General features: G+C 51.1%; 14 protein-coding genes. 9 read left to right on the top strand and 5 right to left on the bottom strand.

What is annotated here, in order from left to right:
• Positions 1–83 precede the first annotated feature (83 nt).
• From V3U24_07835 to aspS, 3 genes are all read left to right on the top strand, one after another.
• Positions 84–500 carry a four helix bundle protein gene (locus V3U24_07835; GenBank protein ID MEE9167352.1) on the top strand — a complete coding sequence of 139 codons (417 nt, stop codon included), beginning with the start codon at positions 84–86 and terminating at the stop codon, positions 498–500.
• Positions 501–685: 185 nt separating this feature from the next.
• A complete protein-coding gene (atpC, locus tag V3U24_07830; protein MEE9167351.1) occupies positions 686–1,093 on the top strand; it encodes an ATP synthase F1 subunit epsilon in 408 nt (135 codons plus the stop codon).
• 69 nt (positions 1,094–1,162) lie between these two features.
• Positions 1,163–2,941 carry an aspartate--tRNA ligase gene (aspS, locus tag V3U24_07825; GenBank protein ID MEE9167350.1) on the top strand — a complete coding sequence of 593 codons (1,779 nt, stop codon included), beginning with the start codon at positions 1,163–1,165 and terminating at the stop codon, positions 2,939–2,941.
• A gap of 52 nt (positions 2,942–2,993) precedes the next feature.
• On the opposite strand, the gene V3U24_07820 is transcribed toward aspS, so the two are convergent.
• The 4 genes from V3U24_07820 to V3U24_07805 form a co-directional block, all read right to left on the bottom strand.
• Positions 2,994–5,336, bottom strand: coding sequence for a 3-hydroxyacyl-CoA dehydrogenase/enoyl-CoA hydratase family protein (locus V3U24_07820; GenBank protein MEE9167349.1), 2,343 nt, complete (start codon positions 5,334–5,336; stop codon positions 2,994–2,996).
• A gap of 284 nt (positions 5,337–5,620) precedes the next feature.
• Entirely contained in the window at positions 5,621–6,760 is a 1,140-nt protein-coding gene (locus tag V3U24_07815) for a thiolase family protein (protein MEE9167348.1), read from the bottom strand.
• 165 nt (positions 6,761–6,925) lie between these two features.
• Complete coding sequence (locus V3U24_07810) at positions 6,926–8,716, bottom strand: acyl-CoA dehydrogenase family protein (GenBank protein ID MEE9167347.1); 1,791 nt, start codon at positions 8,714–8,716, stop codon at positions 6,926–6,928.
• Complete coding sequence (locus V3U24_07805) at positions 8,713–9,330, bottom strand: TetR/AcrR family transcriptional regulator (protein ID MEE9167346.1); 618 nt, start codon at positions 9,328–9,330, stop codon at positions 8,713–8,715. The genes V3U24_07810 and V3U24_07805 overlap by 4 nt, the downstream gene beginning before the upstream one ends.
• A gap of 162 nt (positions 9,331–9,492) precedes the next feature.
• Here V3U24_07805 and V3U24_07800 point away from each other — a divergent pair, with 162 nt between their 5' ends.
• From V3U24_07800 to V3U24_07775, 6 genes are all read left to right on the top strand, one after another.
• Positions 9,493–10,449, top strand: coding sequence for a hypothetical protein (locus V3U24_07800; GenBank protein MEE9167345.1), 957 nt, complete (start codon positions 9,493–9,495; stop codon positions 10,447–10,449).
• Positions 10,450–10,588: 139 nt separating this feature from the next.
• Entirely contained in the window at positions 10,589–11,203 is a 615-nt protein-coding gene (locus V3U24_07795; protein MEE9167344.1) for a TetR/AcrR family transcriptional regulator, read from the top strand.
• A complete protein-coding gene (locus tag V3U24_07790; protein ID MEE9167343.1) occupies positions 11,145–13,337 on the top strand; it encodes a TonB-dependent receptor in 2,193 nt (730 codons plus the stop codon). Before V3U24_07795 ends, V3U24_07790 begins: the two co-directional genes overlap by 59 nt.
• Positions 13,338–13,375: 38 nt before the next feature.
• Positions 13,376–14,338, top strand: coding sequence for an HmuY family protein (locus V3U24_07785; protein ID MEE9167342.1), 963 nt, complete (start codon positions 13,376–13,378; stop codon positions 14,336–14,338).
• Positions 14,335–15,042 carry a hypothetical protein gene (locus V3U24_07780; GenBank protein MEE9167341.1) on the top strand — a complete coding sequence of 236 codons (708 nt, stop codon included), beginning with the start codon at positions 14,335–14,337 and terminating at the stop codon, positions 15,040–15,042. Before V3U24_07785 ends, V3U24_07780 begins: the two co-directional genes overlap by 4 nt.
• 98 nt (positions 15,043–15,140) lie before the next feature.
• Entirely contained in the window at positions 15,141–15,632 is a 492-nt protein-coding gene (locus V3U24_07775) for a ferritin (GenBank protein ID MEE9167340.1), read from the top strand.
• Between the two features lie 4 nt (positions 15,633–15,636).
• Here the strand turns inward: V3U24_07775 and V3U24_07770 are convergent.
• A partial coding sequence (locus V3U24_07770) for an amidohydrolase family protein (GenBank protein ID MEE9167339.1) occupies positions 15,637–16,747 on the bottom strand: 1,111 nt, incomplete at its 5' end.

The raw sequence follows: 16,747 nt of genomic DNA, 5'->3' as shown, positions 1-16,747 counted from the left end.
GGTTTTTGTGAAGAAGAGATTACTCTCCGAAACGGTCAGAGAAAACAGTTTCGCCTAACAACACGATTTTGGAGAATCAAGATTTGGACTACATAGATATTGTCGGAAGAAATGATAGTGGGTGGGTAATCAGGGAGCCGGAGACAAAGTATGAAATAGACTTACTGGACAGGACTTTTGAGTGCGCAATCATGGTATTAGAAACCTTACAAACTGTGGGTCACGAAAAAGAAAAGGATGCTGTTCGTTATCAGTTGGCGAAAAGTGGAACTTCGATAGGTGCAAATTATGAGGAAGCTCAAGGAGCAAGTTCGAGAAGGGACTTTTCTAACAAAATCAAGATTGTCTATCGGGAGGTTAGGGAGTCACACTATTGGTGTCGCATACTCAAAAGAATGAAATGGGGTGATACAAAAAAAGTTGGACAGTTGTCGGGAGAATTGGAAGAGTTAAGAAAGATCTTTGGGCGAATGTTGCAGACTCTGGGAAAAGCGAACTAGGATTCATTGTGGCAGATCAATGATGCCCGAAAAGCGGGGGATGGTGAATTCCTTGAAACTTGACCCTTGATCCTTGACCCTTGAACCTTGATACTTGCCTGTCCCGTAGCGTCAGCGTACGGGAATCCTTGAAACTTGACACTTGATCCTTGAAACTTGACCCTGTAAAGATCTGTCGTTAAGATATGAACACTTTTCATCTTGATATCGTTACTCCCACGAAGGCCTTGGACTTAGGTGATGTGAATTACCTTCGAGCACCGGGAGTCGATGGACTCTTCGGCGTCATGTCGGGGCACCGGGACTCAGTGTTTGCCATTGATATTGGTGGAGTGAAAGTGGTTAGAGACGGAAAAGAGCTCTTCTTTGCCACCGGCCGAGGCTATGCCGAGGTGACCGGCCAGAAAGCACAACTTCTGGTAGAATCAATAGAACCGGCTGACAAAATCGACGTCTCCAGAGCTGAATCTGCCTTGAAACGTGCAAAAGAGCGCCTCGCAAGTGACGAGGTAGGCATCGACAGGCAGCGGGCAGAGACGGCACTCGCCAGAGCCATCAACCGACTGGAAATGGGAAAAAGAGTCCCGGGATAAAACGTGGTTACATATAACGGGAACCGCTCGTAATATTTGAGCGGTTTTTTTGTTGAGTTAGATATAGACATGTTCAGAAGAACGCACACGTGCGGTGAACTTCGAGCTTCTCACAACGGGGAAGAGGTTGCTCTGAACGGATGGGTGGCTTCCAAACGGGATCACGGGGGAGTGATCTTCATCGATCTTCGGGATCGTTATGGCCTCACACAATTGACGTTCAATGAAGAGACGTTCCCCGATGCGTTCAAAGTGGCGAGGAAACTTTCCATGGAAGACGTGCTCTCCGTTCGGGGGAAGGTGAGCATGCGGAAAGAAGGCGCCATAAATCGGGACATTGCCACGGGTGAAATCGAGCTGGGGATTAATGTGGTTGAGGTACTGAGCGAGGCTGCGCCCCTTCCATTCCTTGTGTCCGACCGGGACAGTGCGTCGGAAGAACTCAGACTAATATACCGCTATCTGGATCTTCGAACAGAGGAACTCCAGAAATTCATGGCTATTCGCCACAAAACCTATCAAGCCGTTCGGAACCACCTTTCCAGTGAGAACTTTATGGAAGTCGAGACTCCGTTTCTCATGAAGTCCTCCCCTGAAGGAGCCAGGGACTACGTGGTTCCCAGCCGGATTCACCGGGGGAAATTCTATGCGCTTCCTCAATCTCCCCAGACCTACAAACAGCTTCTCATGATCGCCGGCTTTGATCGTTACTTTCAAATTGTGAAGTGTTTTCGGGATGAAGATCTCCGGGCGGACCGACAGCCCGAATTCACCCAGATTGACTTGGAAATGTCGTTCGTGGATGAGAAAGATGTAAGAGAAGTTGTGGAAAAACTGGTGAAGCACGTTTTCAAGGAAATCCGTCAAATCGAAATCGAGACGCCCTTTCCAAAGATTTCTCATGGTGATGCGATAGAGACCTACGGGACCGACAGCCCGGACTTGAGGTTTGACCTTCATCTCTTAGATTTCTCGAAGTGGGCAGCGAAATCGACATTTGACACACTGAGTGCGCCGGAACACTCAACTTGTATCGTCATCGATGAGGGAGAGGCATACTCCAGAAAAGCGGTTGATCAATTCACGGACTTCGCCATGGAGTATTCCGCTCAAGAAGGGAAGAAGACAGTTTGGGGGTTGGGGTGGATGAGATACCGGGATGGGGATTTGGCTGGTGGATTGTCAAAATCTTTTCCAGGAAAGCTTCGGCGGGAGCTCGCATCTGAACTGAAACTCAATGAGGGGAGTCTCCTTCTGGTGACCGGGGGAGAAAGAGAAACCGTTCTCGCCACGATGGGTGCTTTAAGACTCCAAATTGCCAAACGTGGAAACATGATTGACGATTCCGTTTTCAAACCGTCATGGGTTGTTGAATTTCCGCTTCTTGAACGGGACGAAAAAGGAGGCGACTGGACGTTCCTTCATCACCCGTTCACGGCACCGAAACTGGAACACGTTGCTATGCTTGAAGCGGATCCCGCCGCCGTGAGATCGAGAGGCTACGATTTGGTCATCAATGGACTTGAGGTAGCGGGTGGGTCAATCCGTAATCATGATCCTGACATCCAGTTGAGGATCTTCAAGCTACTTGGGATGCCCGAAACGGAAGCCAGGAGAAGATTCGGTTTTCTCCTGGAAGCTCTGAGTTACGGAGCACCTCCCCATGGAGGCATCGCCTTTGGGTTTGACCGGTTCGTTATGCTTCTGGCTGGCGCTGGCCAGATAAGGGATGTTATTGCATTCCCCAAAACAACAAGCGCCCTGTCACTCATGGATGGATCTCCCAGCGAAATCCGCGAAGAACAGTTGGGTGAACTTGGAATTCAGATACTGGATAAAGAAGACTAGTCGGATCCGGTAATCGGTACCTGCCCATACCTGACCATTTCTTTTCTTGAATTCAGTTACGGAGGGGCTTGCCCTGCTTTAGCATGTGCCGGATGCGTTCCTGAGTCTTTGGTTCTCCGGCCAGGCTGACAAAGGCATCACGTTCGATGTCGAGGAGATACTGTTCGTCCACGGGCATACTCGCTTTTGCCCTGTCTCCCCCCGTAAGAACGTAGGCCAGTTTCCTGGCTACAAGTTCATCGTGAGCAGAGATCTTCCCTTGCACTCGGAACCCTTTCAACGTCACGTTCATTGCGGTGCGTCCTCCTCTGCCAGGAAGAATGATGTCGTCGCGGTAAACGGGAGGCGTGTAATCGCGGGCTAGCTCCGTTGCTGCCTCCTTTGCTCTCTTGATCAGATGGTCCAGGTTCATAACAATCTCGTCGTCCAGCTTAAGGTAGCCCAGTTCCTTCGCTTCGGCAGCCGACGTGGAGACTTTGGCAAATCCAATGAGTTCAAGAGCTTTTTGGGCGACTTGAAACGGAGCCATTCTTTTTCTTTTTGTTCTTTCAATGAGGTTGAGAAGAAGTCTCAGGTTACCACCGGCACCCGGGATTAGTCCCACACCTACTTCCACTGCCCCTACATAAAGTTCGGCCGAAACGACTCGCCTGGCGGCCGGTGCAATCAATTCAAAACCACCTCCAAGGCAAAGGTTGAACGGAGCCGCCACCACGGGTGCTCTCGAGAATCTAATCCTCTGGGTTAACTTCTGAAGAGCCGTCACGGTCCTTTCCAGCCCTTCCCAATCCCCGTTCTCGCAGAACTGCAGGATGAGGGCCAGATTCGCGCCCACACAGAAATTCTGCCCGTGATGCCCCATGACCAGACCGCGATATTCTTTGGATTCAAGGAGATCGAGGGCATCGTTAATTGTTTCGACCACGGACAGGTCGATGGGGTTGAGTCCCGGCTGGAGGATGCTGTGGAATTCCACATCGAGAATACCGTCACCGAGATCGACAAGGCTTGCGCTCCAATCCTGCTTTACCAGATGTCCACCCGATTTCCTGAGGGCAAGCTGAATGGATCGTGTGCGGGAAGGAATCTCTCTCCGGGTTCGCTCCGGGAAGTGATAGAATGTCCGCTTTCCGCTCTCTATTTCGTAAAACCTGGACTGGCCCGAATTCAGCATGTCTTCCACCCAGACCGGGACTTTCTTCCCTTCATCTTTCATGCGCGACAGTGATGATTGGACGCCGATGGCATCCCAGGTTTCGAAGGGACCCAGCTCCCAGCCGAAGCCCCATCTCATGGCATTGTCGATATTGACAATGTCGTCCGATATCTCAGGGATGCGGTTGGCGCTGTAAATCAACGTTCCGGAGAGTATTTCCCAGAAAAAGGTTCCCGCACGGTCATCGCTGTAGGCCATGGCCTTGATCTTTTCTTTCGTGGAGGTGCGCTGCTTTGCCAGCCGATATCCATCAAACCGAACCCGCTTTTGAGCCTTGTATTCAAGCGTTTTGAGGTCCACCGAGAAGATACCGTCCTCTGTTTTCTTGTAGAAACCCGCCTTCGTTTTCTGTCCCAGACGTCCCTCTTCGATGAGTCTTTTCAGGAAATCCGGAAGGCGAAAAACATCCCGTTGTTCATCCTTTTCACATCTTTCGAGGGACGTTCTGGCAACATGGGACAAGGTGTCCAGCCCAACCAGATCGGCTGTCCGGAACGTGGCACTTTTGGGGCGGCCCACGATGGTCCCTGTCAGCCTGTCCACTTCTTCAACCGTCATGTTCATCTCTTTTGCCATGTTCAGGGTTAGCAGAAGTCCGTAGATGCCGATTCTGTTTCCGATGAAGTTTGGAGTATCCTTGGCGAAAACAATTCCCTTTCCCAGCTCCTCTTCCAGGAATCCTACCATATCCCGCACTACCTCCTCGGATGCTTTTGCCTGCACCACTTCCACCAGACGAAGATACCTTGGTGGATTGAAGAAGTGGGTGAGGATGAATCGTTTCTCAAACTGTTCCGGGAGTGAGCTTCCAATTTCGGCGACTGAGAGTCCTGATGTGTTGGTGGAAATCACAACATCATTTTTCAAGTATGGCGTAATGTTCTTGAGGACCTCTCTTTTGACTTCCAGATTTTCCGCTACCGCTTCGATGACCCAATCGGCTTCCTGAAGACGATCCAGGTTGTCTTCGTAGGTAACGGGCTCTACGAGTCTTGCGGTATTCTTGTGAAAGATGGGGGCAGGCTTTAGGGAGGAAAGGGACTGGATTCCCTGTTCCAACAGATCCTTCGTGAGGTCGAACAGGAGGGAAGGTATTCCCGCATTAGCAAGGTGTCCGGCGAGTTGGGCTCCCATAACACCGGCTCCAAGGACAGCTGTTTTTTCGATTTTGTGGGACATTTTCTCTCCCAAAATTCAAGGTTCAAGTTTCAAGTGTCGAGGGTCAAGTATCAAGGATCAAGGGTCAAGTGTCAAGGATCAAGTTTCAAGGTTCAAGGTTTAAGTCAGAAGGTTTAGGTATACAATTCACGGGATGCTTGGTTATCTGTAAATTATTATTTGTCCACAGAGTCCTTCGAAATACTTCTACTTCCCACCCAATACTCCTCACCTCTTACTTGTTACTTCTCACTTGCCACTTCTCACTTGTTACTTGTCACTTGATACTTCTCACTTGATGATTTTCACTGTCGTTTAATAATGGTTGCGATCCCTTGTCCTGATCCAATGCACATGGTTGCAAGACCGTAAGTCCCATCGTTCTGGTCCAGGACGTTCATGAGCGTGGTCAGGACGCGAAGTCCCGAGCATCCGAGAGGATGTCCAATGGCGATGGCGCCCCCGTTCAAGTTGATTTTTTCTAAAGGCCATCCGCCTTCTTGGATGACGTAGAGGGTTTGGGCGGCGAAGGCTTCATTCAGTTCGATTGCGTCAAGATCATCCATTGTCATGTCAGCCTTGGCCAGCGCCTTTCGGGTGGCTGGAAGCGGTCCTTTGCCCATCCGTTCCCACTCCACACCGGCGACGGCTCTGGCGATAATCTCGGCCCTGACCGGAAGGTCATGCTCCTCAGCGAACGATTTGCTCGTTACGATCGCAGCTGCCGCTCCCACTGAGATGGGAGAGCTGGTGGCGGCTGTCACTGTCCCCTCTTCCAGGAAAGCGGGATCCAGAGACCGGATTTTTTCCAGATCCGGCTCCCGGGGGCCCTCATCTTTTTCCACAAGACTGCCGTCTTCAAGTTCAATGGCTACAACCTCATTGTCATACTTCCCATCGAGCCACGCTGAAAGAGCTTTCTTGTGGGAAGCGACGGCAAATTCCTCCTGATCCTCCCGAGAAATTCCTCCGTCTTTGGCGAGATTTTCCGCCGTTTCTCCCATGCCAATGTAGAAGTCCTTCTCTGCCAGTTCGGGATGAAAATCGGGATTAAAACCACCCATGGGAACGCTGAACATATCCTCCACTCCCGCAGCGATGCCCGCGTCTATGTCACCCACTTCAATTGCCTGGCTAAGTTGGTGAACAGCGTCCATGGATGACCCACAAAACCGATTCACCACTTTCGCCCCGGCCTCTATAGGAATGCCTGCGAGCACCGATACCGTCCGGGCCATGATCATCCCCTGGGGACCTTCAGGGAAGGCGCAGCCGAGAACCACATCCTCAATTCTGTCCAATGGAAGATTTGGATTCCGCTCAAGCAGGTTTCTTATGACCTGAGCTGTCAGATCATCTGGGCGAATAAGACCCGCCATCCGGCCCCTTTTCACTCCGACGGGTGAGCGAACGGCGTCTACAATAACAGATGTTTCCTTCCCCATTGTCCAATCCTCCTAATTCAGCTATCTGTCACCAGGGCACCCTGCCCGCGTCCCGACGCAAGGGAGGGCAGGCAAGGATCCTTTGGACAAATTTGTTAGCGCCCCTGCCCCATGAAATACGAAGTGATAATTCACGGGGTGAATGTTCTTCGCGGCTTTGTGCTCTCACTGGAAGGGATATTCTTTCTGCGAATAGACGTATTCTGCGATTCGGCGTTTGAGGTCTGCCACATCTGCCGTTGGAAGCATTCGTACCTGGAATTGACGTAGCCTGCCAATGACGATTTCCGGCAGCCTACCATGATAGATGTCGTTCAATCCTGTGAGAGCCCGGTTCAACAACCTCAGGGCCACCTCTGCCGTGAGACATTGGGCGATAGGAACAAGAACTCCTGTCTGCTCCTCGCTTTCTATCGTCTGATTCACTCGACTGAGAGTACTGTCTGCCATATAGAGGTCCATGAAGCAGTCGGCTATCGACTCGCCCAGCTGCTGTTCGTGGCGCAAATCCTGACCAAATTCATTCAGTGCTTCGTTAAAGACGTAGAGGGCCATAACTTTTCCAGCCTCAATAATCTCCATCTGCCGAGCGAGAGGAGAATCGGATGAGGGTGATTCGAAAGATGTGAGAAAAGGTTCAATTTCCCTGATTCTTTCTCTCAGGGGAATCTCATTCAGAAGTCCTTTTCTCATGAAATATCCGGTAATAATCTGGCGATTGATTTCATTCGTCCCTTCCCAGATTCGGTCGATTCTCGTGTCCCGGTAGATGCGTGCCATGGAATACTCCTCGATGAAGCCGTAACCGCCATAAATCTGAATTCCCGTATCTGCGCACCGTCCCAGTGATTCGCTGCCCAGAATCTTGACCATAGATGATTCGATGGCAAATCGCTCCATCGCTTCTCCCATTTTGAGATAGAAATCGTCCGCTCCACGATCCAGTTCACCAATGGCGTCGTCAATCATTCCCACCGTTCTGTAGATGATGCTATCCAGTGCATAGGCAAGGATGGTCATATCGGCGATCTTACCCTTAATGGCATCGAAATGGGCGATGGGTTGACCGAACTGTCGGCGTTCCAGAGCATACTTGGCAGACAGTCCTATGATCTGCTTGCATCCTCCGAGAACGGAAGCACCGAGTTTGAGACGACCGATATTGAGAACGTTGAAAGCAATCGTCGCGCCGCCGCCGATTTCGCCCAGCACATTTTCTACGGGAACTTCTGCGTTGGTAAGTTTCAATGGAACGGTTGATGAACCCTGGACCCCGAGCTTATGTTCTTCAGGACCCACTTCAAGCCCCGGCGTATCCATATCAACAAGGAAGGCGGTAAACTTTTCACCATCCACCTGGGCAAAAAGGGTATGAACGTTCGCCCAGCCTCCGTTGGTGATGAACTGCTTTTCACCGTTCAGGACATAGTGTTTCCCATCATCCGCGAGGATCGCCGACGTTTTGGCTGCTGTGGCATCGGAGCCGGAAGAAGGTTCCGTGAGGGCATATGCCCCAACCCACTCCCCACTTGCCAGCCTGGGAAGATATTTTTCTTTCTGTTTCTCGTTGCCGAACCAGACGATGGGCAGCATCCCGATGCCTGAGTGTACTGAGTAGGTAGTGGTAAAGGAACTGGATCGACCGTACCCCATGGTTTCAGCCACGATGATGGACGTGGTTTTGTCCAGATCCAATCCACCGTACTGCTCGGGAACATCAATGGACAGGAGTCCCAGTTCTCCCATCTGTCTCAACAGCTGCAGGGAGAGCTCTTTGTCTCTCTTTTCAATCTGATCGCATGCTGGAAGAACGGTTTCCGTGCAGAAGTTGCGGACCATCAGTGCAATCTCGCGCTGTTCCTCGGAGAATTGCTCCCGCGTAAAAATGGGCGTGTGACCAACCTGTTCCAGGAGGAAAACCCCTCCCTCTTTTTTCACCGTCGAATTCGCATTCATTTCTTCTCTCCAGATCTCTTGGTGAGTCCCGCCAGAATGAATTCGGTAATCGTCTCAAAGTAATGTTTGGCGCTGAGTTCTTCCACGTCAAAGAGCGTGAACCAGATAATTCCTTCAATATTAACCATGATTGAAAGGGCGGCCACCTTCGTATCTATCTTCTTGAATTCCCCCGACTCAACTCCGCGACCGACGATCCCTTCAAGGAGAGCGAGAAACTCATGATAGACTTTTTGCGTCTTATCATGAAAATCCTTGTCACGGCTCGCGAGTGACCAGAATTCCAATTCCGCCTTAAACACCTTCTGGTTTTTTGTATAGACATGGAGGAAGAAATTGAAAAGCTCCTTCAGCTGTGCTGTGGCGGACAGGTCCTCCCTAACAATGTGATTCAGGGTTACCCCAAAATTGTTCACCCAGTGGTTCACCAGGGAGAGGAAAACTTCCTTTTTGGATTTGTAATACCAGTAGATGGCTCCTTTACTCAGTTTGGATTCCTCAACGATATCGTCCATACGGGAGTTGGAATAGCCCTTTTGAACCACCACATTCAAGGCGGCATCAAGTATCTGCTTTTTCCGCAGGTATTCCTTGTTATTCTTTTTCGCAGTCACTAAACCGACCGGTCAGTCTATCGTAAGTTTACTCCGGACAGCTGTCTCTATCAAGAGGAAAACGAGAAGACCTTTGTTTGACTCTCGGAGCGACGGTATATTCGCATTGAGATTTGGTCTCAATTACATTACTGGTTCGAAAATTTTGAGGTGGTGACCGCTATGACACAGATTTGTCAGAGGACGAAGCCGGCACTGGTTCTGATGGTCGCAGTGATGGTGGTGTCCTGCAGTCATCAGGCAGTGATGACGCGGAGCATCGGTTCAACGAAGGATTCGGGTACTGGAAATGTGGGAGTCATGGTAATGGCCCATGGGGGAAGCGAGGAGTGGAATGCAGCCGTTCGTGAGGCAGTTCTGCCTCTCAGGACCGTCTGGCCGGTGGCAATTGCGTTTGGAATGGCTGACCCCAGTTCCCTTCAGACTGCAGTTGACGAGCTTGAGGAGCAGCAAGTGGACAGGATTGTCGTGGTGAGGATGTTTCTGTCCGGGAAATCGTTCCTCCATCAGACGGAATACCTGCTGGGATTTCGTCCTGATCCCCCCGAGACATTTACCCGGCACGGCACGGCGATGGAGAATATGTCGTCGAACGTCTATTCCCTGAACGGGCATCATCCTCCACCATCTCCCATTCAAAGCCGTGCCCAGATAGAGCTTATTCAAGAAGGACTTCTGGATTCTCCCGTATGCGGCACTATTCTTGCAGAACGTCTGAGCGCCCTGAGCAGGGTACCGGAAGAAGAATCCGTGCTCATTTTGGCCCACGGTCCTGGAGATGATGAGGATAATGATCTGTGGCTGGAAAGAATGGATCGATTCGCGGCGGAGGCACGGAATCTTGGCTCCTTTCACCGGGTGCGGGTCGAAACGTTGAGAGAGGACTGGCCAGAAAAGAGGAGACCGGCAGAGGAGAGAATTCGCAGTTTTGCTGAGCAGGAGCAGGCTGAGGGAAAACGTCTGATTGTGATTCCCTTCAGGGTGTACGGTTTTGGCCCCTATGCGGACGTTCTCCACGATCTGGTTTACCTCTCCGATGGTCGAGGCCTCTTACCACATGACCTCATAACCGAGTGGCTCAACAGCCAAATACTTAAGACTATAGAACCAGCCGGCTAAGTAACTCTCCTTCCTCGCATTGCCGGAGCCATCTGCCATGGTTCCTACCCGGTTCCTCAACCGGGAAAAACCCCTTGTTTTCCTAGAACGAGGATTCTATTTTTCGACCCTTCAGTCGAAAGGTTAGTCCGGCGGTCTCTTGTTATCCAGCAGGCAAAAAGAGGAAAGGGAAGCACGAAAACAGCGCATTCTTGATGGTGCCCTCCGGGTATTCCAGAGAGAAGGGCTTGAAGGTGCCACCATGGGGGAAATAGCCCATCAGGCCGGATTTGGAAAAGCAACCCTTTACTACTATTTCGCCTCAAAAGAGGAAGTCTTTTGTGCAATTATGGAAAAGGGGTGGGAACCCCTTTGGGAGGGAATCGAAAGCGTAATTCATAACGATGCAGGACCCAGAGAAACGTTTATCGAAATCATAGAGAAAATCGTGGAGATTACCCTGAAGGAGAGAAACCTGTACCGCTTTCTCTTTTCGGCCCCCAAAGCTGTCACGAATCTCCCGGAAAGTCATCAACCTTGGAAGAAATATCAAAACCGTATTTACGGGGTCTTGACTGGACTGCTGGAGGATGGAATGGCAAAGGGAGAATTCCCCAAGGTGGATCCTCAGCTGCTTCTCCGGGCAGTCGGTGGCCTGTTTCACGGACTCATGTTTCTGGGAAACGGTCAAGAAAAGTTTCGGAAGAAGGACATCGATGAGCTCATTTCCAAGTTTCTGGCTACACCAGGGCCTGTTGAAGGTGAACATAACTGACCGTCAAACAAGCCGCTGCTTTTCCCACATATTGGTTGTACTCCTCTTTGTGGTGCCCCTTTTGGCTGAGGAATATACACTCTCAGGTCGTGTAATCGACGCCGCTACAGGAGAGCCTGTGTTCAATGCCAATGTTCTCGTGGTTTCCGTGGATCGGGGCGCGGCGACGAATGCCCGGGGCCGGTTCGTGATCGATGATTTGCCAGAAGGTGAACATACTCTCCTTGTGTCACACATTGGCTATGTTGAGGCGCGGGAGGGCGTCCGGTTGCCTTACCACGGCGACTTTACCATCGAGCTCCGTGAGACCTATTTTCAGATGAAGGAAATCGTCGTCACAGGAACTCGCACGGAAAGGTACCTGAAGGATGTGCCGGTTACCACCCAGGTCATCAAAGGTGAGAAACTCCGGGAAACGGGTGCCGCTGACGTTTCCGAATTATTGGATGAGGTCACGGGTGTCTCAGTGGTCCAGAATCAATTTGGGACGGGTCTTGAGTTGCTCGGTTTCGGCAGCGAGCACATTCTCGTGATGCTCGACGGCATGAAGATGGTGGGCCGTGTAAATGGTGTCCTCGACGCTGCTCAGATTCCCATTTCTCAAATAGAGAGGATTGAAATCGTGAGGGGTGCGACTTCCGCTTTGTACGGAAGTGACGCCATGGGAGGCGTTATCAATATCATGACAAAGAAGCCGAGCAACAGCTGGACTATGGAAACCGATGCGAACTTTGGGAATTACGGCAAGGTGAATGGCAGTTTTTCTTTGGGGGGCGGAAGAGGAAATTGGCATTCACGGGTCCTCCTGAGTCACCTGGAATACAGTGGCTATGATCTGACCCCTTCTTCCATTATTGAGGATGGCAACAGCTATGCAAAGCGTCATGGTCAGCTGCGCATTCGCCGGGACATCACAGAAGGGAGTAGAATCAGACTGGAAGTGAATTACTTTGACGAAAAGCAATCGCTCATTGGTAACGAAGTGTATGAGGATGTTACCTTCAACGACCGTCTGGCCCTGAGCCTGAAGGGTGAACTTGACAATGTTGTGGAGATGCAAATAAGAACCGGACTCGAGTACTCAACGTACAACCATCGGGTGGACAATATCGTCCTGAGCTCTAACCATTTGTACAAAAGTTCCCTGACTCAGGAGCGGCTCGTAAGGGGCGACATACTTTTCGAGAGGGAATTTGGCAGACACCGAGTGAACGGGGGGTATGCCCTTGAGTTGGAATCTTCTGAGACTGACCGTATTCTCAACCACTACCGTGAGTCCTACCTGAATAACCTCTTTTTGCAGGATGAGATCTCCTTCTCGCCAAAGATCGTTGCCCTGGCAGGGGTGAGACTGGATTTTCATTCCATTTATGGAAAGCACCTTTCGCCCAAAATTTCTGTTATGTTCAAGCCGGGGATGGTCTCCCGAATCAGACTGTCCTACGGTGAAGGATTCCGGGCGCCTTCATTCAAGGAACTGTTCTGGGATTATGCGAACATGTTTGTGGGCTATCATATTGAGGGCAATCCTTTGCTTCGCCCGGAAACTTCCCGCAGCGTGAATCTGGATATTGAACGGTGGAGTCCGGGAAGATACCACGGAAGGGTGTCTCTGTTCCATAATCAGATCAAAAATCTCATCGATTTCACCTATCAAGGAATTCGGGAGGACCTTGGTATCTGGGCAACGGAGAACATAGACTCCGCCTGGAGCAGGGGACTGGAACTGGACATGACCTATATGCCTCTCACCTGGTTGGAGATCAGAGTGGGATATGCGTATCTCGACTCCTGGGACGAGGCGACCAAAAGCCCCTTGAGTTTCAAGGCCAAACAAAAAGGCCAGGCAGCTTTCGTGTTCAAAGTGAGTCGCGGCGTCAAGCTGAATCTGAGAACCCAGTTCAGCGGAAAGAAGTTCTATTGGGCGGAGGATGAGCAAACGGGTGAATCTGAGAAAGTGTTCCTCCACGATTACAGCCTGATCCACGCTCACCTGAGTTTCCCAATTATCTGGGGTCTTCGTGGCAATGCGGGGGGCCGCAACCTCACGGATTATGTTGACAGGGAAGGGGGAATCGTCCCGGGCCGGGAGTGGTACGCAGGCGTTTCCTATGACTTTCAGAAGGAAGATTAGTAAAAAAACCCAACAAACAGGATACGAGGGAGAATAAGATGAAACGATTGACGTTGCTATGTGTCGGTACATGGCTCTTGATGGGATGCGAGGAAAAATCGATGAATGATGATTCTCAAGAACCTGAACATTTCACGTTTACATCGGTCAATGTGAAGACCGAGGGCACCCAGTATTTTAACTTCTCAACGAATGAGGGCACCACCACAGAGCCTGAGTCATGGGATATCGCTTTCGGGGTAGTCCCGGTAACTGTCGAAATTGCACCGTGTCAATACATGACTATCTCCGATCCGGTGATTATGACGGGCGAGGAGATTACCATGGCCGTTGTGGACACCGCAGACCTGGAAGATGTAATGGACCCGCCTTCCTCGGTCTCATTTTTCGGCGATTCAGATGCGGTGGCCCTAATTGGTAAGAACTGGCTGGCGGCCGATTTTTCAATCTACCAGGACACCTATGCATTACGGACATGCGCGGGGGACTATGCGGCATTACAGTTTCAAGATTATACATACACCAGTGCACCTCTTCACCAATTGGTAGATATCACATGGACGTACAAATATGACTCGGACGGTTCCAGTGACCTCAGCGACGCGAACATCGACACCTTCGTGGCCTCCGGATCGTATGACGAACCCACATATTTCGCGTTCGGTTCGGAAGAAGTATCTGACGGAGAAAGCTGGGACATTAAGGTGGACGGTTACGAGATCTGGTTGGGCAACGGCGTTGCTGTGCAAAAACTATCGGACACTTCGCTGGGCGAAATAACTGAGGCCTCATCGGGTGACTATTCCACGGACGCTTTGCCCTTTTACGTAACGTCAGGCTGGTATGACTACGGAGAGGGACACGTCCTCGCGCCAAAGGACCTCGTTTACATCGTGAACACTGCCGACGGGAAATATCCCTCCCTAAAAATCTTTAGCTACTATGATGACCAGGGGGAATCGGGTACCTTCACCATGGAGTGGAAATATCTGGCGGAGTGACAGTCCCTCACTACCTTCCTATCTTCACAACGGTAATTTCTCTATTCTTTTCGGTGACGATTTTCCGCCGGTTCCTCGCCATCGGGAAAGGCAATCACCTTCTATGGTGGAGTGGGGGCGTACTCGTGTACGGTCTGGGAACGTTTGCCGAAAGTTGGATCACTCTCCTGGGGTGGGGTCCATTCATTTTCAAGTTCTGGTATATTGTTGGAGCCCTTCTGGGGGGAGCTCCCCTGGCCACGGGAACGGCGTGGCTGTTGTTGAAGGCGTCGACCGCCCGCAGATTGACCACTGCTCTCATTTTTTCGGTCCTTGTGGCCGCCACCTTCGTCATAATGAGCCCTGTGAATGCGGCTCAGGTTAACCCTCATCTTCCCAGTGGCCGGGTGTTCGAATGGCAGTGGATTAGGGCATTCAGTCCCTTCATCAACACATACGCGGTGATTTTTCTCATCGGTGGAGCCACTCTGTCAGCCTGGCGTTTCAGACGAATCGCATTGAAGGGAGGAGAGGGAGCTGATCTGGCCAGGGACAGATTCATCGGGAATGTTTGGATTGCTGTTGGAGCAATCCTACCCGGAATAGGGGGCGCATCCAGTCGAGCAGGTCATACGGAAATACTCTACATTACCGAACTTGTTGGAATCATTTTGATCTGGACAGGGTACCGGTTCAATATTCGAAAGAGGCCTGTCGGCCAATAGTCCGGATTGTTGATATTGGTGACCAATCTAGCTTAACTTATTGATGATTCTTGTTTACGGGTCGCCGTCGGATTCTCACGAGTCAAGGAGGCTAATCCATGTTATCGGAAAACGTTGAAAAAATCCTGAATAAACAGATCGCAGACGAAGCATACTCTTCCCGGCTGTATCTGGCCATGGCCGTTTGGTGCGATCATTCGTCTCTAAGCGGTGCCGCGCACTTTTTTTACCATCAGTCAGACGAGGAGCGAGGGCACATGAAGAGAATCATCCAATATGTGAACAGGGTCGGTGGCAGGGTTGTCATCTCAGATACGAAGGGGCCCCCGGTCGAATACAAATCCCTGAAGGATGTAATTGAAGAAGCTTATGAACACGAGAAATCGATGACGGTCGCCATCGTCAAACTCGTGGACACCTCTCTTGAGAAAAAGGACTATGCCACGTTCGATTTTCTCCAATGGTTTGTAACGGAACAGGTTGAGGAAGAAGCGATGCTCAAATCGCTCCTTGACAGGTTCAACCTCGTGGGCACGGATGCCCACGGGACCTTCATTATGGATAAGGAGATGGGGAGTCGCGAGGCGTAGCGGTTTACTTGATAAGTCCGAGCTGGCGGTATTTTTCCCTATATTTCTTATACAATGTTTTGTGCCGGTCACCGAGATCGATTCGTCTCCCCTGAATAAATAGCATCTCCACCCGCGTTGGAATTTCAAGTGGGTCACCATCCGTGACGATAAACGTAGCATCCTTGCCTGGCTGAAGGGAGCCCACACGGTCATCGATTCCGAGGATTTCCGCGGCGTGCAATGTGATGGCCTTCAACGCCTCCTTTCTGTCGAGTCCGTATGCGGCAGCTGTGGCAGCGTGATAGGGAAGATTACGCTGGTGGGCTGCCTCGAATGAACTGCTGCTGGCTGAGATGCAAAACTTTACCCCTGCCTTATGAAGTTTCCAGGGAGTAGTGAAGGGGGCATCGTAATCTTCCCAACGGCGTGAAGGGAGAGCGTGGACACTTTCATAGACAACCGGGATATTGTATTTTTTCAGTAGCTCAGCCACCCGCCAGGCGTCATGGCCCCCAACAATGGCGATTCTCACATTCCGTCTGCGTGACCAGTGAACCGCTGACTCAATCTGCTGAACCTCGTTGGCGTGGATGAACACGGGCACCTCGCGGTCCAATACGGGAATCAGACTCTCCCATCTGAGATCCGCACCGTGATCCGGTATATTCCTTTTCCCAGATGCTTTCTTTGCCAGCAGGTAGCTTCGTGCCATGTCGAATACTTCATCGATTCTGCGGAGCTGCCGGTCACGCTCCTCTTTCTGTTCCTCCTCACTTTCCGACATCCATGGTAGCCGGACAGTTGTCATTCTCGGCCAATTGAGATGGTGGGCGATGGGAGCTTTCAGCGTGGCGGTCTCCCATGTCCATCCATCCAGCATCATGGCGGCCGAAGAGCCAGACAGAAGGCCACCGCGGGGAATTGAATGGACAACGGCTATGCCGTTGGACCTCGCAACGGGAATGAGTTCCGAATCGGGATTGTAACTCACCTCAGCCCGCACATTTGGATTAACGTCTCCGACTTCCGCATAGTCCCGAGTAGCCCGGACGGCGCTGATTTCCACAAGGCCCAGAGTGGTACTGGCCGCGATGAGTCCCGGATAGACCCTTTTTCCATCAAGGGAGATAGTC

This window comes from Candidatus Neomarinimicrobiota bacterium, assembly GCA_036476315.1.
In the GTDB taxonomy this organism is placed as follows: Bacteria; Fidelibacterota; Marinisomatia; order Marinisomatales; family S15-B10; genus JAZGBI01.
The sequence above is the reverse complement of the archived record's forward strand: the minus strand, read 5'-3'. Positions and strand labels throughout refer to the sequence as shown.